Raw genomic sequence first — 18,859 nt, 5'->3', positions numbered from 1 at the left:
TTATTGTTAATGACGGCGTAAAATTCCGCCGCACGGCCCTGTCAGAATGGAAAGAAAAAAGAGCATGGCGGCGCTCAGCACCACTGCGGGTCCGGCTGGCAGAGAGAAGTGCCAGGAGAGCATCAGGCCTGTCAGCGCCGACATCATCGCCATCCCCATCGCGATAAGCAGCATGACGGCCAGATGGCGACTCCAGAAACGAGCGCTGGCGGCGGGCAGCATCATCAATCCCACCGACATCAGGGTGCCCAGCACCTGAAAACCGGCCACCAGATTCAGCACCACCAGCATTAAAAACAGACCATGAACCAGCGGGGCGCTCCATTTTCCCTGTGCCCGCAGGAAATCACTGTCAAAGGCGTCAATCACCAGTGGCCGGTAGATGACAGCCAGCATAATCAGCGTAAACGCCGCGATCCCCCCACCAGCAGCAGGGCCGCGTTATCCACTGCCAGCAGCGAACCAAAGAGCACATGCAGCAGATCCACGCCTGAGCCACGCAGGGAAACCAGCGTTACGCCCAGCGCCAGCGAACCCAGGTAGAACCCGGCAAAGCTGGCATCCTCTTTCAGCGGCGTATAGCGACTGACCGCGCCAGAGAGCAGCGCCACAGCTAAACCCGCAATCAGCCCCCCCACGCCCATAGCGACCAGTGACAGGCCGGAAATCAGATAACCGATGGCGGCCCCGGGCAGCACTGCGTGAGATAAGGCGTCGCCGATCAGACTCATACGACGCAGTGAAAGAAACACGCCGAGCGGAGTGGCGCTGACAGCCAGTGCCAGGCAGGCGACCAGCGCACGGCGCATAAAACCGAACTCGATAAAAGGCTGTATCAGGATCACGTCGCCAGACTCCGCTGCACGGAAAAAGGCGAGCAGATTTCGCCAGCATCACCTTCATCCATAGACAGTACGCAGCTGAAATAGCGGGCCACCAGCGGACGATCGTGCAGAACCACCAGCAACGTGGTTCCCGCCCGCTGCTGCTGCTCCAGAATCGACATCAGGAGTGTTACCGTCTGGCTGTCGATGCCGTTAAATGGCTCATCCAGCAGCCAGAGCGCGCTGCGCTGCAGCATCAGCCGGGCAAACAGCACACGCTGAAGCTGGCCGCCTGACAGGGTTGCGGGCTGCGCCCCGGCGAAATCGCGCATCTGCACCGCCTCCAGCACCTGCCAGATTTCCCGGCGCAGCATCCGGTTAATACCGCCGAACCAGCCGCAGCGAGGCCAGCAGCCCATCGAGACCAGTTCAAATACCGTCAGAGGAAAACGGGTTTCCAGTTCGGTACGCTGCGGCAACCAGCCGATATCCCGCCGCGCAACCTGCAGTTCGCAGCGTCCCGCTATCGGCGGCAACAGACCTGCAATGGTCTTAAGCAGCGTCGATTTGCCGCTACCGTTCGCGCCGACCAGCGCGGTCATTGAGCCAGCGATGAGCTGGCCGTTCAGGGCCGGGGTAACGGCCTCACCCTGGTAGCCAGCCCGCAGCGAATCAAACCGGATCATGCGCTAATCCCCCATTTCATCGCCACGGCAAGCAACGCGATGATGAGCAGTGCAACAGCCAGCCGCCCGCCCAGTGACATAAGTAATCCGCTCTGACGCATCAGTTCACCAATATGTTATAACATAACAACTAACATACCCGATGCGGCGTGGAGTTAAACGGGAGAATGTGTATCAAAAGATAAACAGGCAGGCGATAGCAGGCGGGCCCGAACAGAGGAAACGTGCTCAGCCAGGCTGACCCTGTTTGTAAACTGACGCTTTTGTGCTTTGCAGACTTGCAAACCCGTTGCAGAAAACCAATGATAGGTTATTAATGGTCTGAAGCGAACCGGATATGCTGTCACGCATCGAATGTAATATTGTCGCAGGCGAAACGGACTGCGCAAAAATAGCTGAAGTTGTTCAGCGGAATATTCTCAAAATAACCGATCTCCTGGTGGGAGATTTACGCTGGTATTCACAAAACGCCCGTTTCGTTCCGGGTAGTTTAAAAATTATTTCTGTTGAATACCGGGATCTGAATAGTTTTAAATTACTTTACGATTTTGACTGGAATTTATTTAGTCCCTGCCAGGATCTGAATGAAACAGTGACACAGTCGGAACAGGTTAACTTTCACATCAGGCCCGGTGCACTTGAGTTTGATGTGATCGACAATCAGCAACCCTCCCCTGGCGATGAATTGTAATATTTAGTAATGGAGGTGAGCAGAACTAATGGTTTTACACTATCTTTAAGATGTCCCGTTTAATAACTGCCCCGATAATCGCTTCCTGGCCGCGTTATCCTATCTCGCCGCCCTGCGGCAACTGTGCTAGCTATGGAGGGGAAAAAGATGGACGAATACTCACCGAAACGGCATGATATTGCGCAGCTTAAATACCTGTGTGAGAGTCTGTTTGACGACAGCATGGCATCATTAACTGACAGTCATCATGGCTGGGTAAATGACCCTACTTCCGAAAGCAATCTGCAGCTTAATGATTTGATTGAGCATATTGCCTCTTTCACCATGAATTACAAAATCAAGCACGTTGAAGATGAAGCGCTGATTTCGCAAATCGATGAATATCTTGACGATACTTTTATGCTATTCAGCAACTATAGTGTGACAGGTCCGGATCTTCAGCGATGGCGACGTTCAGCGAAACGCTTATTTAATCTGTTCACTGAAGAGTGCGCTTTTCTCCAGCAACCGAGCCATTCGTTATAGTACTGAGATGAGAACGGTTTAATTATGAACAAAACCCTGACAAAAACCGATTATTTGATGCGACTGCGGCGCTGTCGCTCATTGGATACCCTGGAAAGGGTGATTGAAAAAAATAAGTATGAATTACCAGAAGATGAATTAGCCATATTCTATTCAGCGGCTGACCATCGTCTGGCAGAACTGACGATGAACAAGCTCTACGATAAGGTTCCGGGTTCAGTATGGAAATTTGTCCGTTAATCTAATCGTTTATTACTGATTTTTACCCCTGTTTAGTACCAGACATTCCTGCCTGCCGGCAAAGGATCGGCCCGGGCGGGTTTTGCCTGTCTGAGGTTCGGGGGCGCTTCTGAAGGGGATAAATGGTGGGGGCCCTGCCAGCTACATCCCGGCACACGCGTCACCTGCTGCGGCTGCTTCCTTCCGGATCTGACCGAGTTCACAAGCTAGCATTGCGGGAGAACCAACAGGGCCCCCATTGACAAGCCCTCTTTACGAGAGCGGGGGCATTATCTGGGAAGGAGGGGGCAATTGCAAGCGTAGTCGGGACAACCGTTGTTTTCTTGAACAACCCTCGCCGGAAAGCGTTCAGTGCCCCTTCTCCATGCTAAAATGAAGACTCTTTTTCCTGATGAAATAAGCAGATGGATCAGCCTGACACTTTCCAGCACCGCATCTGGCAGATTGTGGCCGCAATTCCGTATGGCCGCGTTGCCACCTATGGTGATGTCGCCCTGCTGGCCGGTTCGCCACGCGCGGCACGCCAGGTCGGCGGCGTGCTGAGCCGCCTGCCTGCAGATACCACCCTGCCCTGGCATCGCGTCGTTAACCGGCACGGCACCCTTTCACTGCAGGGGGATCGTCTGTTGCGTCAGCGGGATGCGCTGGCATCAGAAGGCATTGAGATAAGTGATAGCGGGCAGCTCGATCTGGCCACCTGGCGCTGGCAATTTTAGACAGAAAAAGGGGCGACAGTGTCGCCCCGAAAAACGCTTAAATGTGGGTGGGTGCCGGAACCGCAGCGGATGGCGTCACCATCGTCGGTGAGGTCGAAGGGACGGTGGTCGCAGCGCCTGGCTGAGTCGGCATCGCCATAGACGGAACCGGAACCAGCAGCAGCTCGGCTTTAGTGCCACCCTGATTGATCACTGGCTTCACACCTTCGGTGACAAAGGCCAGTTTGCCGTCGATGGCGATCGCTGCACTTAACAGAATACGGGCGTTGGGCTGAATGTCGGCCGGGTTAAACGGCAGAACAAACTGGAACGGCGCCTGTTTGCCCTCGGTGCGCACAACACGCTGTGACAGCACTTTTGACGGCGCATCGGCCATTGACGCATCAGACAGCGTCACGGTTAATACGGCATCCGGCGGCAGCGCAATGCGCTGGCGGATATAGATTGAGCCACTGACGTTCGGCTGCGCAATCGCCGTTGTCTGACCCGCCACGGCGGACCCCAGCGTCGGCGTTGGCACAGGTTTACTTTTATCGGCGCATCCCGCAACAGCAACCGCCATAACTACTCCACTAAACACATGCCTGAGTTTCATTGATGTCGTCTCCATTTGATCAAAATGATTATCGGCAGCGAATCCGGCTTACAGCGTTTCACTCGCCGTATGTCCTTAATGTTGGCACAAAAATGAGATTTTGCCTGGCACAGGTAAAGCCGAAAGTCTGATTGACGTTAACTGGTCCGATCTTTCACACTGAGCAGGTTACTACACTGAGGAATGCGCCATGAGTCAGGCACTGCAGAATCTGCTGAATTTATTGAATCTGGAAAAACTGGAAGAGGGTTTATATCGCGGCCAGAGCGAAGATCTGGGGCTGCGCCAGGTCTTTGGCGGTCAGGTAGTGGGTCAGGCGCTGTATGCTGCAAAGCAGACCGTCCCAGAAGATCGCACTGTTCACTCTTTTCACAGCTACTTTTTGCGGCCTGGCGACAGTCAGAAAGCGATTATTTACGATGTTGAAACGCTGCGCGATGGCAAAAGTTTCAGCGCACGCAGGGTCAGTGCCATTCAGAACGGGCAGCCGATTTTCTATATGACTGCCTCCTTCCAGTCACCGGAGCAGGGATTTGAACATCAGAATCCGATGCCACAGGTCGCGGGCCCCGAAAATCTGTTAACCGAGCAGGCGATGGCGCAAAAGATGGCTCATCTGCTGCCCGAAAAATTACGTGAAAAATTTATTGCCGAACGCCCGCTGGAGATTCGTCCGGTGCAGATCCATAACCCGCTGCGGGGACACGTGGATAAGCCTGAGCGTCAGGTCTGGATTCGGGCCACCGGGCCGCTGCCTGACGACCTGCGTATTCATCAGTATCTGCTCGGCTATGCCTCCGATCTTAACTTCCTGCCGGTTGCGCTGCAGCCGCACGGCAAAGGTTTTCTGGAGCCGGATATGCAGGTCGCGACGATCGACCACTCGATGTGGTTTCATCGCCCGTTCGACTTCACGGAATGGCTGCTCTACAGCGTGGTCAGCACCTCCGCGTCCGGCGCGCGCGGCTTCGTCCGCGGTGAGTTTTATAATCAGAAGGGTGTGCTGGTGGCATCAACCGTTCAGGAAGGCGTGATGCGCCAGCGCAGCGAATAAAAAAGGGGCGATTGCTCGCCCCTGACGCTTTTTACTGCCCGACGCTTACTGGTTGTAAGCGTTCTCGCCGTGGCTGTTCACATCCAGACCTTCGCGTTCATGCTCTTCCGGCACGCGCAGGCCGACTGTCAGATCCGCCAGCTTGAAGCCGATGAAGGCAACAACACCCGACCAGACAATGGTGATGCCCACGCTGAAGATCTGCACCCATACCTGATGGCCCATGGTCACGCCTTGTGCATAACCCACGCCGCCCAGTGAAGAGGAGGCGAACACACCGGTCAGGATACAACCTACGATACCGCACACGCCATGCACGCCGAACACATCGCAGGGATCGTCCACGCGCAGCCATTTTTTCAGGGTGGTCACACCCCACAGTCCCGCCAGACCACCGGCCAGGCCGATGATTAACGCGCCGCCGACGCCGACATAACCACAGGCTGGGGTAATCGCAACCAGTCCGGCAATAAAGCCTGAACAGGCACCCAGCAGTGAAGGTTTACCGCGCACCGCCCACTCGCCAAAGGTCCATGACAGCACGGCACCTGCGGTTGCAACAACGGTATTCAGGAAGGCCAGCGCCGCAATTTCATTCGCTGCAGACGCGGAACCGGCGTTGAAGCCGAACCAGCCGACATAGAGAATGGCCGTTCCGGTAAAGACCATCGGCAGGTTGTGCGGTTTAAAAGCTTCTTTACCAAAACCGGCACGTTTGCCTACCAGGTAAGCGCCCACCAGGCCTGCCACTGCGGCGTTGATGTGTACAACGGTCCCGCCAGCAAAGTCCAGTGCGCCATCCTGAGCCAGGAAACCGCCCGCCCAGACCATGTGTGCGATAGGCAGATAAGAGAGCGTCAGCCAGACGCCGACAAAAATCAGCACGGCAGAGAAGCGGATACGCTCGGCGATGGCACCCACAATCAGCCCCACGGTGATACAGGCAAAGGACGCCTGGAACGCTACGTGGATATACTGATAGAAACTGCCCATCACGGCGGTAAGCTGAATGTTTTTCAGCATCGCCCAGCCAAAGCCGCCGAAAAAGGCGTTGCCTTCGCTGAAGGCCAGCGAGTAGCCATAGACCACCCACAGCACACAGACCAGCGAGAAGGTGACCGCCACCTGAGTCAGCATCGACAGCACGTTTTTGCCGCGAATCAGGCCGCCATAAAAGAGTGCAATACCTGGAATTGACATAAACAGCACCAGCGCGGTGCAAATCATCATAAATGCGTTATCAGCCTTGTCCGCAACGGCAGGCGCGGCCATCGCGAGTGAGGGTAACAGTGCCAGGCTGGTGAGGCCCAACTTCACTAACATTTTATTCATTTTTATCTCATCCCATCACAGTACTGAGTCGTAATTACAGAGCGGCTTCGTCGGTTTCGCCGGTACGAATACGGATAACGCGCTGCAGTTCAGCCACGAAAATTTTACCGTCGCCAATTTTGCCGGTGTACGCTGCCTTACTGATGACATCCACCACTTCGTCTAACTGGTCGTCGGCAATCGCGATATCAATCTTGACCTTGGGCAGAAAGTTCACGCTGTACTCTGCGCCGCGATAAAGCTCTGCATGGCCTTTCTGACGACCAAATCCTTTCACTTCGGAGACGGTCAGCCCCTGAATGCCGATAGAGGATAAAGCTTCACGTACATCCTCCAGCTTGAATGGCTTAATTACGACGGTAACCAGCTTCATTGGATCCCCTCCAGCAAGTAAATAGATAACGTTTACGGACACGCAGGGATATAAGCAAAGCCTGTGCCAGAGTGTAAAACCAGCATAAATCAGTGAGTCAGACGCGACGCGGCAAGGGATGGATTGGTGTGCCGCCTGATCAGGCGCGCGGTATGACGGGGATCACAATCGAAGAATGCACTCCTTTGGTGCTTCAGGCGTCAAAGGAGTGCATTTATACAGATTATTCTGATAAAAGTGCGCAAAAAAGGTGCAACTTAGCTTTCAGCAGTCGCCACCGCGCCCGACGCCAGTTCATCACCCGCCTGCTGAAGCTGATACATCTGCCAGTAACGGCCCTGCATCGCCAGCAGTTGCTGATGGGTGCCCTGCTCCACGACATGACCGCGGTGCAGTACCAGAATCTTATCTGCCTCGATAATCGTTGAGAGACGATGCGCAATCACCACCAGCGTGCTGTGCTGGCGCAGCGTTGTCAGCGTCTGCTGAATGGCCTGTTCCGTTCCGGAGTCGATATTGGCCGTTGCCTCGTCCAGAATCAGAATCTGTGGCAGGTCGACCAGCACCCGGGCCAGTGCCAGTAACTGCTTCTGGCCCACCGACAGGTTGTTGCCCTGCTCGCCCAGACGGGTATGAATTCCCTGAGGCAGCGCATGCGCCAGCGGAGCCAGCTGCACCTGCTCCAGCACACGCCAGACGGCCTCTTCGCTGATGTTACGCCCCAGACGCACGTTCGCCAGCAGCGTATCGGCGAGCACCACCGGATCCTGTTGTACCATGGCAATACCGTGACGCAGCACGGCGTGGCTCAGGTCGCCGATGGGGCGATTGTCAATCCGGATGGCGCCGGGCGTCACCGGGTAATAGCCCATCAGCAGATTCGCCAGGGTGCTTTTACCGCTGCCGGTATGTCCCACCAGCGCTACAAATTCCCGCGGTGCAACTTCCAGATTAATATCACTCAGCACGTTGCGGTTTTCGCGGTAGGCAAAGCTCAGCTGGTTCAGCGTAATGCGACCGGATGCCAGAGGCTGCGGGTCGGCACCATACTGCTGCTGAGCTGCATCCATCAGCTCAAAGATTCGCTCACCGGAAACCACCGCCTGCTGCAGCATCGACTGCTGCGTCGTCAGCTCAATAAGCGGCTCATTCAGCCGGCCCAGATAGGTAATAAAGGCGTAAAGTACTCCGACCTCAAACACGCCAGGTACGGAGAAGCTGAACAGAATCAGCAGTCCGCACAGCACCATGGCGGAGAAGAGACTCAGTAATGGACGCAACAGAAAGCCATCGAGACGCAGCGTTTCCATGCGCGCCAGATAGTGAGAACGGCTCGCTTCGCCCATCCGCTCACCAAATCTGGCCTGCTGACGGAACTGCTGGATCACACTCATGCCGCTGATAACTTCGTTAAAGCCATTGTTGATGTCGGCCAGATAACTACGGACCCGGCGGGCAATCGGTGTGCTGTAACGCTGATAGATAAACATCACCATCAGTACCAGCGGGAAGATCATCATCGCCACCAGCGCCATGCGCCAGTCAAGGCTGAACATCGCCACCATCATGGCACCGACCAGCGCAGCACTACGCAGTACGGTAGAGACCACGGTGACATAAAGATCGCGGATCACTTCGGTGTCATTGGTGACACGCGAAATAATCTGCCCGACCGGCTGGGTATCAAAGGCGCTCAGCGGCTGACACAGCGCCGCGTTCATCACATCACTGCGTAGCCGCTGTACCACGCCGATAGCGGCACGGTTAAACAGCAGCGCCTGCCAGTAATGCAGCGCGGCGGCCAGCAGCTGAAGCAGAATAAACCCCACCACCAGCCCCGCGACCAGCCCCCAGGGCATCTGATGTTTTGCCACCAGGTTATCAATAAAGTAGCTGACCAGCACCGGTCCGGTCACTTCGGCTGCGGCAGCGATCCACAGCATCCCGACTGCCAGCGACAGCGACTTTCGCCAGGGGCTGCCGTAGCTGAGCAGGCGCTTCAGGGTCGGCCACACGCGTGCGGACTTAGCCATGCGGCACTCCTTTTTCATTTTCATCATCATCCAGCGCGGCTTCCAGCTGCTGGTAACGGTACATATCGCGATACCATCCCGCCTGACTGGTCAGCGCGTCGTGGTCGCCACGCTGCGCCACGCGGCCCTGCTGCAGCACCAGAATCTCGCTGGCTTCCGTGAGGGCAGACAGGCGGTGGGCGCTGATAATCAGCGTGCGGCCCTGCCCCCAGATGCGCAGGTTGTGCAGGATTTCGTGTTCGGTCCGGCCATCCACTGCCGAAAGCGCATCATCCAGAATCAGGATTTCGGCATTCAGCAGCAGTGCGCGGGCGATCGACAGGCGCTGCTTCTGCCCGCCCGACAACATCACCCCACGCTCCCCGACCTCGGTTTCATAGCCCTGCGGCAGACGCAGGATATCGTCATGCACGCAGGCCAGCGTGGCGGCCCTTTCGAGCTCCTCGCGGGTGGCATCCGGTTTCCCCAGCGCAATGTTGTTTGCCACGCTGTCGGAGAAGAGGAACGGCGTCTGGCTGACGACGGCCAGACGGCTGCGCCAGCTGTCCAGCCGCAGCTGAGGCAGCGGGATCTGGTGATAGCGAATGTCCCCCTGCTGAATATCAAAGTGGCGCTGAATCAGGCTCAGCAGGGTGCTTTTGCCACTGCCGGTCGGGCCGCACAGCCCCAGCATCTCACCCGGTTTGAGCTGGAAGCTGACGTCGCTCAGCACCGGACCGGCGCTGGCCGGATAGTCAAAAGCGCGAATCGCAACCTGCAGCGTGCCGGGTTCAGCTGGCAGTGATCTGTCACCATCTTCTACGGCCGGCGCCTCCGCCAGCAGCGCGCCGATGCGGCTCCAGGCCGCGCTGCCGCGTTCGACAATGTTAAACATCCATGCCAGCGCCAGCATCGGCCAGATCATCAGGCCCAGGTACATCACAAAGCTGGTGAGCTGACCCAGGGTCATCTGATCATGCCAGACCAGCCAGCTGCCGCCGCCAATCGCCAGCAGGTTAGAGAAACCGATCGCGATATAGATGGTCGGGTCGAAACGGGCATCGACCCGCGCTACGCGCAGGTTCTTTTCACCCGTTTCGCGGGCGATATCAGAGAACTGCTGCGACTGATGCTGCTCAAGCCCGAAAGCTTTTATCATCCGGATACTGGTCAGACTCTCCTGCGTCTGATCGTTAAGGCTGGAAAAAGCGGCCTGCGCCAGCTTAAAGCGGTGATGCAGCTGATTGCCGTAGCGATGAATCACGAGTGCCATAATCGGCATTGGCACCAGCGCAAGCAGCGTCAGCTGCCAGCTAATCTGCGTGCTCATGACCAGCAGCACGACGCAGCCCATCACCAGCGAGTCGACCAGTGTCAGAACGCCCTCTCCGGCGGCAAACACCACCCGATCCACATCATTCGTCGCGCGGGCGATCAGATCGCCGGTGCGGTGACGCAGATAGAAAGCGGGTTGCTGACGACTCAGCTGGCGATAAAAATCTTCACGCAGCTCAACCGCCAGCTGATAGGAGGCGCCGAACAGCAGCACGCGCCAGACATAGCGCAGCAGATAGACCACCACGGCTGTCGCCAGCATGATCCCGATCCACATCATGATGCGGCCGGTGCTCATGTTGTCACGCGTTACGCCATCCACCACCACGCCGACCACATGCGGCGGCAGAAGCTGAAGGATCGCAATTACGATCAGCAGGATGACCGCGCCCAGATAGCGCCGCCACTCCCGCAGAAAATACCAACTTAATTGACTGAATAATCGCACAACGCTGTTCTCAATCTTGGGCCCTCAGGGGGCAACAGGTAAGGCCGTGGTGTATTTAATCTCTTCCATGGCAAAGCTGGAGGTGACATCAATCAGGCCAGGCACACCATTCACCAGTCGTTTGTAGAAGGCATCATAGCGTTTCATATCAGCCACCTGAATCCGCAGCAGGTAGTCATACTCTCCCGCCATCCGGTAAAAGGCCATCACCTCGGGCATGGCGCTCACTACCGAGACAAAAGTCTGATACCACTCGCGGCTGTGCTGCTGGGTTTTCACAAACATAAAGGCCGTCAGTGACAGTCCGATTTTATCCCCGTCCAGCAACGCCACGCGTGCGCGAATGATGCCATCATCTTCGAGCTTTTTCAGGCGCTTCCAGCAGGGAGTGGTGGTAAGGTTGACGGCCTCCGCCAGCGATTGCAGTGACAGCGTACAGTCATGCTGCAGCAGTGCCAGTAATTTCAGGTCAGTTTTATCTAACATTTGCGGCTCCGAGAGAATCATTTTCTCCACTGATGCGATTTTAGCGGCAATTATGCAATCTCTTTTTCCTGCACGTGCCATAAAATGGCCTCATCATTTTTTACCGGACGTCTGAGATGCACACCTGCTGGATTCGCCACGCTATCAACGAAATTAACGCTGACTTTCAACGATCGGCAGAAACGCATCTGATCCGTTTTGATCTGGCGGACTTTCCCGGCATCTGGTTTTATCTGAAAGATGAGAGCACCCATCCCAGCGGCAGCCTTAAGCATCGGCTGGCACGCTCACTGTTTCTCTACGGCCTCTCCAACGGCTGGATTAAACAGAATACGCCGATTATCGAAGCCTCGTCAGGCAGCACTGCCGTTTCTGAGGCGTACTTCGCAAGGCTGCTGGGACTGCCCTTTATTGCGGTGATGCCTGCCAGTACCGCGAAGCGTAAAATCGAGCAGATCACTTTTTATGGTGGTCAGTGCCACTTTGTGGAGGATCCCTGCCAGCTCTATGCGGAATCGGAACGGCTGGCGCGCGAGCTGAATGGCCACTTTATGGATCAGTTCACCTACGCGGAACGCGCCACCGACTGGCGCGGCAATAACAATATTGCGGAAAGCATTTTCCGTCAGATGCAGCATGAGCCCTACCCGATTCCCCATACGGTTATCATGAGTGCGGGCACCGGCGGCACCTCGGCCACGCTGGGCCGCTACATCCGCTATCAGGGGCTGGAAACGAAACTGCTGGTGGTCGATCCGCAACACTCTGTCTTTTTCGATTACTGGCAGCAGCGTGATGCCACGCTGACCAGCACGCGCGGCAGCCTGATCGAGGGCATTGGCCGTCCCCGGGTAGAGCCATCATTTATGCCGGACGTGATCGATGAAATGGTGAAAGTACCGGATGGCGCGACGCTGGCCGCGATGCTGAAGCTGGAAAGTATTCTGGGACGCAAACCTGGTGCTTCAACCGGCACCAACTTCTGGGGCATGATGCAGGTGGCAAAACGTTTACGGGCCGCGAACCAGCGTGGATCGCTGGTCACCCTGCTGTGCGACAGCGGCGAGCGCTATCCCGACACCTACTATCAGCCTGAGTGGGTAGCAAAACATATCGGCGATATCACGCCCTGGCAGCGCGAGCTGGCATAAAAAACCGGACATCCTGTCCGGTACACGGCAAACCTCAGCATTCGGGGGAATACGCGAGGTGGGGTGTTGCCAGCCAGTGGTTTAAGTAATGAGACACAGCCTGTGTCTCGCAACGACCAATTACCGGCAGATGCGGCAGTGCGGCTTTCAGCTGCGCCATCGCATTGCCCATGATGAAACCCTGTCCGGCCTGCGCCAGCATCTCGCGGTCGTTCATCGCATCGCCAAACGCCATACACTCCGCCATTGTCAGCGACAGATGATCACATAACTGACTCAGGGCGCTGCCTTTGTTGCAGCCTGCAGGCAGCACCTCCAGACAATCCACGGCGGAAAAACAGATGTTGGCCTGCTCGCCCAGCGCCGCATCCAGCTCAGCTTTCAGCGCGTGCAGGCGTGGGTGCTCGTCGATAAAGCAGATTTTCGTCACCTGATGCGCGGGCAGCGCTTTCAGATCGCAGAGCTGATAGCGGAACCCGCTCATCTGATGGGCATTAAGCAGTTCAGGCCGCGGGCGGTCGGTAAACCACCCCCGATCGTTGAAAATATGCATTGAGGCAGACGTTCTCCAGTGACCGTGAATTACTGCTTCCGCCACGGCAGCGGGCAGATCCTGCGCAGCAATCCGCTGACCGGACGGGTCATGGATACGGGTGCCGTTGCCGGTGATCAGCCACGCGGGCAGCGCCATTTTTTCACTTAACACCTGCATCTCCAGCAGGTGACGGCCCGTCGCGAGCACCAGATGAATGTTGCGCTGATGCAGCGCCTGCAGAGTGTCGAGCGTCTGCTGTCCCGGTTGATGATTCGGCAGTAACAGTGTGCCATCCATATCGAACGCCGCTAAACGCACCATGATTGATCTCCTGATGAAAGAGGAACTCCACTATTGCCTGTTAATTGCGGAACTAATAGTGAATACTTTGAAAAAAATGTTCCGGGTTTAGAATGCGCCAGCTTAACCGTCTTAATCAGTTTCAGCGTCTGTGGCAACAAAGTCAGGGCGCGGCACAGCAGACCTGCGTGGCGGAGATGGCCCGCCACTGCATCTGCAGCGAGCGTCATCTGCGCACCCTGCTTTCACAGTGGCAGCATGCAGGCTGGCTCAGCTGGCAGGGCGAACCTGGGCGCGGCAGGCAGGGGCAGCTGCGGTTTCTGCGCACGCCGGAACAGTTACGTCAGCAGCTCCTGCAGCGGCAGCTTGAGGCCGGTGAGACGGCGGATGCCCTGCAGCTGCTGGACCTGCCGCCGGAAAGGCTGATCAACATGCTGCAGCCCCTGATGGGCGGCCAGTGGCAGAATGATACGCCGGTTTTGCGCATCCCCTACTACCGGCCAATGGAAAGTACTCATCCGCGTCAGATTGCCGGTCGCGCTGAACAGCATCTGGTTCGTCAGATCTATTCCGGCCTGACCCGCTTTGAGCAGGATGAGCCGGTCGGCGATCTGGCACATCACTGGCAGCACGATGACACGGCCTGCCACTGGCTGTTCTGGCTGCGGCCGCAGCTGATGTGGCACAACGGTGAGCCTGTCCAGGCCGGGCAGCTGGTGACACAGTTCCGCCAGATGCTGCAGGATCCGCGCGTCAGCCTGCTGCTGGCTGAGGTGGCCGTCGTCGATGCGCCCCATCCGCTTGCCGTGCGGTTTACCCTCTGTCAGCCAGATTTCTGGCTGCCCCATCGCCTCGCCCATCTGCTGTGCCTGCTGCCCCACCCCACGGAACCCACCATCGGCAGCGGCCCCTGGAGACTGCGGCACTTCAGTCCCGAGCTGGTCAGGATCGAAAGTCATGCGCGCTGGCATCTGCAGCAGCCGCTGCTGCAGGCGGTGGAATACTGGATTACGCCGCAGCTGTTTGATCCCAGCCTGGGCAGCAGCTGCCGTCATCCGGTGCAGATTGCGATAGGTGAACCCGCCGCGCTCAGGACGCTGCAACCGGTCAGCAGCAGCATCAGTCTCGGCTTCTGCTATCTGGTCTGTCGTCCGCGAGCAGGTTTTACCACCGATCAGGCACGCAGACTTTTTCAGTTAATTCAGCAGAGCGGCATCGTCGGCCGGTTGCCGCTGGATGAGGGATTGATCACCCCCAGCCGGGAGCTGCTGCCCGGCTGGGGTGTGCCGCAGTTTGAGGGGGCCCCGGTTGCTTTACCGGCGACCCTGACGCTGCATTATCAGTTACCGGTGGAGCTGCACGAGATGGCTCAGGCGCTGGTGACACTGCTGGACGCGCACGGCTGCGTTCTGAAAGTGGTGTTTCATTCGGTAAAAAACTGGCACACCCTCGCCCCGCCTGATGAAGCGGATATCGTAATGGGCGATCGGCTGATTGGCGATGCACCGATCTTTACGCTGGCCAGCTGGCTGCAGATGGATCCGCTCTGGCGCCCCCTGTGGCTTACACCGCTGGGCGAAGAGGTGGCGGCGCAGCTGCAGGCAATCCGGCAGATAGCGGAGGGCGAGACCCGAAGCGATATGCTGCAACAGCTCTGTCAACAGCTGATGCGCGACGGGATCCTGCTGCCCCTGTTTAATTATCGCTACCAGATCCACGCGCCATCCGGCGTAGAGGGCATCGAGCTGAACACGCTGGGCTGGTTTGATTTCAGCCGGGCGTGGATCCCGCCGCCCATCGATCCCGCCTGCCGCTGTTCAGCGACAGAATGAGGGATTACCATAGGCGCAAAATTTCACTACCAGGAAAATGCCATGAAACGCGCAGTTGTTGTTTTCAGCGGTGGACAGGATTCCACCACCTGCCTGATCCAGGCTATGCAGCTTTATGATGAAGTCCATTGCGTCACTTTTGACTATGGACAGCGCCACCGGGAAGAGATCGCGGTGGCACAGGCGCTGGCGACGAAGCTGGGTGCGCGCGCGCATAAAGTGCTGGATGTCACCATGCTGAACGAACTCGCTGTCAGCAGCCTGACGCGGGATAATATTCCGGTGCCGGCTTACGATCCTGCGGCAAATGGTTTACCCAGTACGTTTGTTCCCGGACGCAACATTCTCTTCCTGACCCTGGCTTCAGTTTACGCGTATCAGGTCGAGGCAGAAGCGGTGATTACCGGCGTCTGTGAAACCGATTTTTCCGGCTACCCTGACTGTCGCGATGAGTTTGTCAAAGCACTGAACCAGGCCGTGACGCTGGGGATGGCGCGCAACATCCGTTTTGAGACGCCGCTGATGTGGCTTGATAAAGCGGAAACCTGGGCGCTGGCGGACTACTGGCAGCAGCTCTCGCTGGTGCGCGAGCAGACGCTGACCTGCTATAACGGTGTGAAAGGCGACGGCTGTGGAGAGTGTGCAGCCTGTCATTTGCGGGCCCGGGGTTTAGAAACGTATCTCAACGATCGGCCGGGCATTATGGCGGCCATGAAAGCAAAAAGCGGCCTGAACTAGAGCTGTCATGCAGGGCGGCAGGGCTTTCCGGACTGTCGCCCTGTTCCGTTCAGGCCATCAGGCGCATCAGTCTTTCGCGCAGTTCCCCTTCCAGCGCCACGGCCTTCTGAGTACGCAAATCAATACAGACAAAGGTCAGTGCAGCATCCGCCACTACGGTTTCCTGACCGGCCAGCAGCACACGCTGCGCAATAATGCCGCTCCTGCCATTTAGCTGGGTAATCTCACTCTCTATCGCCAGTACGTCGCCCAGCACGGCCGGGCGACGGTAGTTGATGTTGATATTGACCACAACGAAAGCGAGCTTCTGCTCCAGCAACCAGTGAAATGCTTCGACCTCTTCCAGCCACTGCCAGCGCGCTTCCTCAAGAAACTCAAGATAGCGCGCATTGTTGACGTGCTGATAAACATCCAGGTGATAGCCGCGCACTTTTATTATGGTCTGCATAGTCATGCTCTCCTGCTCTCTCAGGTTAACTGGTTGGACCTGTCTACTGTAGCAGAGTCGCCAGCGCTGAGCGGATTAAGCATCACCGTTGTGTGCGGCCTCACAGTTTCAGCCGGGCCGCATTGCGCTCGATCAGCGCATTGCCGATGCCCGGCACTTCACTGAGTTGCTCAATAGCGCTAAACGGCCCGTACTGTTCGCGATAGTTCACAATTGCCTGGGCCTTTTTTAGCCCCACCCCATTCATGGCAGCTGAGAGCTGCTCCGCTGTCGCCTGGTTGATGCTGACCTGTTCCTGCGACAGCAACGGGGTGATCTCCGATGACGAAGCTGATGTTGCCTTCTGTGAAGTGACGCTGGCGGCCGGTTCCGGTTCCGCAGCCACAGCGACGCTGCTGTGACAGAGTGCGCCGCCCAGCGCGAGGGAAAGATAAAGGGCAATAAGTTGTGGTTTAGCCATGCTGTGTTTCTCCTTGTGTGTACTCAGCAGCGACAGCGTGTCACCGCCCTGCACAAGGCTCAAACGCCGGATAACAGAAACGGAAAAGGCCGCGAATGCGGCCTTTGATTATTACAGTCGTTACGCGGTTTCTGCGAGGCTTACTGCATTTGTGCGGCTGCGCCGTACTTGATTTTGGCCTCTTTACGCAGGTTCTGCAGCAACGCTTCAAACGTCAGCTGTGCATTGTTCTGCGTGACGCCTTTGACCATTTCGTCAATCTGCGCCTGCGGCATGCTGCCGGTTTTCACCTTATCGACCGCCACCAGCACAACGTTGCCCTGCATATCTTCGCTGACACCCCAGGACGGTTTGTTTTCCGCTGGCTGAGGCAGATTGAACGCAGCCTGCGCAACCGGATCCTGTGCATTGCGATCCACGGTCTTGCTGGCGCTCAGCGTCAGACCGGCCGCCGTCAGCGCGTCCTGCTTGCCAGCTTTAAGGTCGGCCAGCAGCTTATCGGCCTGCGCTTTAGCCTGCTGTGTCGCTTTATCGTGTTTAAGCGTGTCAGCAATCTGCGCCTTGACCTGATCCAGCGGTTTCACTGCTTCCGGCTTATGCTCGCTGATACGCAGCACAAAGGCACGATCGCCATCGACGGTGATGATGTCCGAGTTGCTGCCCGGCGCGCCGTTCTGGCCCACCAGACCACCGTTAAAGATCGCCTGTTTTACCGCGTCGAAGTTCAGCTCCGCTGGCAGTGTGTCCTGACTGAACCAGCCAGTTTCTTTGGCTTTCAGACCTGACGCCTGCTCTGCACCTGCCAGTGACTCATTGTCATTGCTGGCTGCTTCGCTGACCTTCTGTTGCAGTTTGTAGAAGGCATCAACGCCCTTCTCCTGCTTCACTTTAGCTGCAACGGCGCTGCGGACTTCATCCAGCGATTTAACCTGCTCTGGCTGGATATCATCCAGGCGAACCACCAGGAAGCCGACGGAGGATTTGATCACACCTGACATCTGGCCTTTCGCGGTCAGACCCGCATTTTTCAGCTCGTCCGGCGTCGTTGACGGTTCCAGCCAGCCCATATCACCGCCTTTACGGGCAGAGATAGGGTCAATCGATTTGGCTTTTGCCACGTCAGCGAAGCTGGCGCCCGCTTTCAGCTGCGCCAGCACCGCATTGGCATCAGCTTCCGTTTTTGTCTGAATGACGCTGTAACGGCTGCGCTGTGGCTGGGTGTAGTCCGCTTTATGCTGATCGTACCAGGCCTGAATATCAGCGTCGCTGGCCGCCTGCTGCATGCTGGCCGCATCCATCAGCAGGTAGCTGACCCGGAACTGTTCGGGTGCCATGAAACTGCTTTTGTGCTGCTGATAATACTGGCTGATTTCGTCGTCGGTGACGGTCTGTTTCGCCGCCAGCGCGTTGACGTCCAGCGTGGCCTGACGGATTTCACGCTGCTGTGACACCAGGTCAACCAGTTTGCTGGCTTCGCCTTTCAGCGTGAAGTCGGTGTTTGCCACGGCATTGATCAGCTGCTGATTAGAGAGCTGCTTGCGTAGCGCTTCCGCATACTGATCCGCGCTGAAGCCCATGTTGCCGATCAGGCCCAGATATTTCGCGTTATCGAATTTGCCGTTGGTCTGGAACGCCTGCTGGTTGAAGATCGCCTGCTTAACCTGATCGTCGCTGATGCTGAGGTGAAGATCTTTGATGTAGCTGTCGAGCAGCGCCTGATCGATCAGCTGCGACAGCGCCTGCTGGCGGATCTGCTGCATGTAACCTTCGTTGCTGGCCAGCTGCGAGAACTGGTCGCCCAGCATCTGCTGCTGACGGTTGCGTTCGCTGTTAAACGCCTGCTCCAGCTGTCCCCGGCTGATTTCCTGACCGTTAACTTTGGCTGCATAGTCGTTATTGCCGCCAATCAGATAGTTGCCAACGCCCGTCAGCACAAAGGAGAGGATAATCAGCCCCAAAATAATCTTGAGCACGACATGGTTCGACGCCGCGCGTAAATTGTCCATCATGGTATGGCAACACTCCGCTGTAGTGTGAATGTAAAGCTCGGTCGCAATTCGCCACTGGCTGGCGTCTCA

Annotated in this window: 19 protein-coding genes, 1 other RNA gene and 1 pseudogene; 8 read left to right on the top strand and 13 right to left on the bottom strand. The window is 56.9% G+C overall.

Annotated features, from left to right (window positions below; genetic code table 11):
- Positions 1–6 precede the first annotated feature (6 nt).
- Both ACLHDD_RS01770 and ACLHDD_RS01765 read right to left on the bottom strand, forming a co-directional pair.
- Positions 7–845, bottom strand: a pseudogene (locus ACLHDD_RS01770) (metal ABC transporter permease).
- Positions 842–1,510, bottom strand: a complete 669-nt coding sequence (locus tag ACLHDD_RS01765) for a metal ABC transporter ATP-binding protein (RefSeq protein ID WP_427102683.1) — start codon at positions 1,508–1,510, stop codon at positions 842–844. Before ACLHDD_RS01765 ends, ACLHDD_RS01770 begins: the two are co-directional and overlap by 4 nt.
- Positions 1,511–1,847: 337 nt before the next feature.
- Here ACLHDD_RS01765 and ACLHDD_RS01760 point away from each other — a divergent pair, with 337 nt between their 5' ends.
- The 3 genes from ACLHDD_RS01760 to ACLHDD_RS01750 all read left to right on the top strand — a co-directional run bounded on the left by ACLHDD_RS01760 (position 1,848) and on the right by ACLHDD_RS01750 (position 2,966).
- Entirely contained in the window at positions 1,848–2,201 is a 354-nt protein-coding gene (locus tag ACLHDD_RS01760) for a hypothetical protein (RefSeq protein ID WP_427102682.1), read from the top strand.
- Positions 2,202–2,348: 147 nt separating this feature from the next.
- Positions 2,349–2,726 (top strand): Hha toxicity modulator TomB, encoded by a 378-nt coding sequence (gene tomB, locus ACLHDD_RS01755; protein ID WP_427102681.1) that lies wholly within the window; start codon positions 2,349–2,351, stop codon positions 2,724–2,726.
- Positions 2,727–2,747: 21 nt separating this feature from the next.
- A complete protein-coding gene (locus ACLHDD_RS01750) occupies positions 2,748–2,966 on the top strand; it encodes an HHA domain-containing protein (RefSeq protein ID WP_427105154.1) in 219 nt (72 codons plus the stop codon).
- 132 nt (positions 2,967–3,098) lie between these two features.
- Here the strand turns inward: ACLHDD_RS01750 and ffs are convergent.
- Positions 3,099–3,195: signal recognition particle sRNA small type (gene ffs, locus ACLHDD_RS01745), an RNA gene on the bottom strand.
- Between the two features lie 175 nt (positions 3,196–3,370).
- Here ffs and ACLHDD_RS01740 point away from each other — a divergent pair.
- Positions 3,371–3,682, top strand: coding sequence for an MGMT family protein (locus ACLHDD_RS01740; RefSeq protein ID WP_427102680.1), 312 nt, complete (start codon positions 3,371–3,373; stop codon positions 3,680–3,682).
- Between the two features lie 37 nt (positions 3,683–3,719).
- Here the strand turns inward: ACLHDD_RS01740 and ACLHDD_RS01735 are convergent, their stop codons facing one another.
- Positions 3,720–4,277 (bottom strand): YbaY family lipoprotein, encoded by a 558-nt coding sequence (locus tag ACLHDD_RS01735; protein WP_427102679.1) that lies wholly within the window; start codon positions 4,275–4,277, stop codon positions 3,720–3,722.
- Between the two features lie 190 nt (positions 4,278–4,467).
- Here ACLHDD_RS01735 and tesB point away from each other — a divergent pair, with 190 nt between their 5' ends.
- Entirely contained in the window at positions 4,468–5,331 is an 864-nt protein-coding gene (gene tesB / locus ACLHDD_RS01730; protein ID WP_427102678.1) for an acyl-CoA thioesterase II, read from the top strand.
- Between the two features lie 45 nt (positions 5,332–5,376).
- Here tesB and amtB read toward each other — a convergent pair whose 3' ends face one another.
- The 5 genes from amtB to ACLHDD_RS01705 form a co-directional block, all read right to left on the bottom strand.
- Entirely contained in the window at positions 5,377–6,663 is a 1,287-nt protein-coding gene (amtB, locus tag ACLHDD_RS01725; protein WP_427102677.1) for an ammonium transporter AmtB, read from the bottom strand.
- Between the two features lie 34 nt (positions 6,664–6,697).
- Complete coding sequence (glnK, locus tag ACLHDD_RS01720) at positions 6,698–7,036, bottom strand: P-II family nitrogen regulator (RefSeq protein WP_003850469.1); 339 nt, start codon at positions 7,034–7,036, stop codon at positions 6,698–6,700.
- Between the two features lie 257 nt (positions 7,037–7,293).
- Positions 7,294–9,069 (bottom strand): SmdB family multidrug efflux ABC transporter permease/ATP-binding protein, encoded by a 1,776-nt coding sequence (locus ACLHDD_RS01715; protein WP_427102676.1) that lies wholly within the window; start codon positions 9,067–9,069, stop codon positions 7,294–7,296.
- A complete protein-coding gene (locus ACLHDD_RS01710; RefSeq protein WP_427102675.1) occupies positions 9,062–10,831 on the bottom strand; it encodes a SmdA family multidrug ABC transporter permease/ATP-binding protein in 1,770 nt (589 codons plus the stop codon). The genes ACLHDD_RS01715 and ACLHDD_RS01710 overlap by 8 nt, the downstream gene beginning before the upstream one ends.
- Positions 10,832–10,855: 24 nt before the next feature.
- A complete protein-coding gene (locus ACLHDD_RS01705; RefSeq protein WP_427102674.1) occupies positions 10,856–11,317 on the bottom strand; it encodes an Lrp/AsnC family transcriptional regulator in 462 nt (153 codons plus the stop codon).
- 116 nt (positions 11,318–11,433) lie between these two features.
- On the opposite strand from ACLHDD_RS01705, the gene ACLHDD_RS01700 reads away from it, so the two are divergent.
- Positions 11,434–12,468, top strand: a complete 1,035-nt coding sequence (locus ACLHDD_RS01700) for a PLP-dependent cysteine synthase family protein (protein ID WP_128084892.1) — start codon at positions 11,434–11,436, stop codon at positions 12,466–12,468.
- Positions 12,469–12,502: 34 nt separating this feature from the next.
- On the opposite strand, the gene cof is transcribed toward ACLHDD_RS01700, so the two are convergent.
- Positions 12,503–13,324, bottom strand: a complete 822-nt coding sequence (gene cof / locus ACLHDD_RS01695; RefSeq protein WP_427102673.1) for an HMP-PP phosphatase — start codon at positions 13,322–13,324, stop codon at positions 12,503–12,505.
- 92 nt (positions 13,325–13,416) lie between these two features.
- Between cof and ACLHDD_RS01690 the strand changes: the two genes are divergently transcribed.
- Together ACLHDD_RS01690 and queC are read left to right on the top strand one after the other, a co-directional pair.
- Positions 13,417–15,135 carry an SgrR family transcriptional regulator gene (locus ACLHDD_RS01690; protein ID WP_427102672.1) on the top strand — a complete coding sequence of 573 codons (1,719 nt, stop codon included), beginning with the start codon at positions 13,417–13,419 and terminating at the stop codon, positions 15,133–15,135.
- 42 nt (positions 15,136–15,177) lie between these two features.
- Complete coding sequence (queC, locus tag ACLHDD_RS01685; protein WP_427102671.1) at positions 15,178–15,873, top strand: 7-cyano-7-deazaguanine synthase QueC; 696 nt, start codon at positions 15,178–15,180, stop codon at positions 15,871–15,873.
- 49 nt (positions 15,874–15,922) lie between these two features.
- On the opposite strand, the gene ACLHDD_RS01680 is transcribed toward queC, so the two are convergent.
- The 3 genes from ACLHDD_RS01680 to ppiD all read right to left on the bottom strand — a co-directional run bounded on the left by ACLHDD_RS01680 (position 15,923) and on the right by ppiD (position 18,790).
- Complete coding sequence (locus ACLHDD_RS01680) at positions 15,923–16,321, bottom strand: YbgC/FadM family acyl-CoA thioesterase (RefSeq protein ID WP_427102670.1); 399 nt, start codon at positions 16,319–16,321, stop codon at positions 15,923–15,925.
- Between the two features lie 100 nt (positions 16,322–16,421).
- Positions 16,422–16,781 carry a ComEA family DNA-binding protein gene (locus ACLHDD_RS01675; protein WP_427102669.1) on the bottom strand — a complete coding sequence of 120 codons (360 nt, stop codon included), beginning with the start codon at positions 16,779–16,781 and terminating at the stop codon, positions 16,422–16,424.
- Between the two features lie 140 nt (positions 16,782–16,921).
- The gene (ppiD, locus tag ACLHDD_RS01670; RefSeq protein ID WP_427102668.1) at positions 16,922–18,790 is read right to left on the bottom strand and encodes a peptidylprolyl isomerase; all 1,869 of its coding nucleotides are present in this window, start codon (positions 18,788–18,790) and stop codon (positions 16,922–16,924) included.
- Positions 18,791–18,859 lie beyond the last annotated feature (69 nt).

This window comes from Pantoea sp. NSTU24 (assembly GCF_050157905.1).
In the GTDB taxonomy this organism is placed as follows: Bacteria; Pseudomonadota; Gammaproteobacteria; order Enterobacterales; family Enterobacteriaceae; genus Pantoea.
The sequence above is the reverse complement of the archived record's forward strand: the minus strand, read 5'-3'. Positions and strand labels throughout refer to the sequence as shown.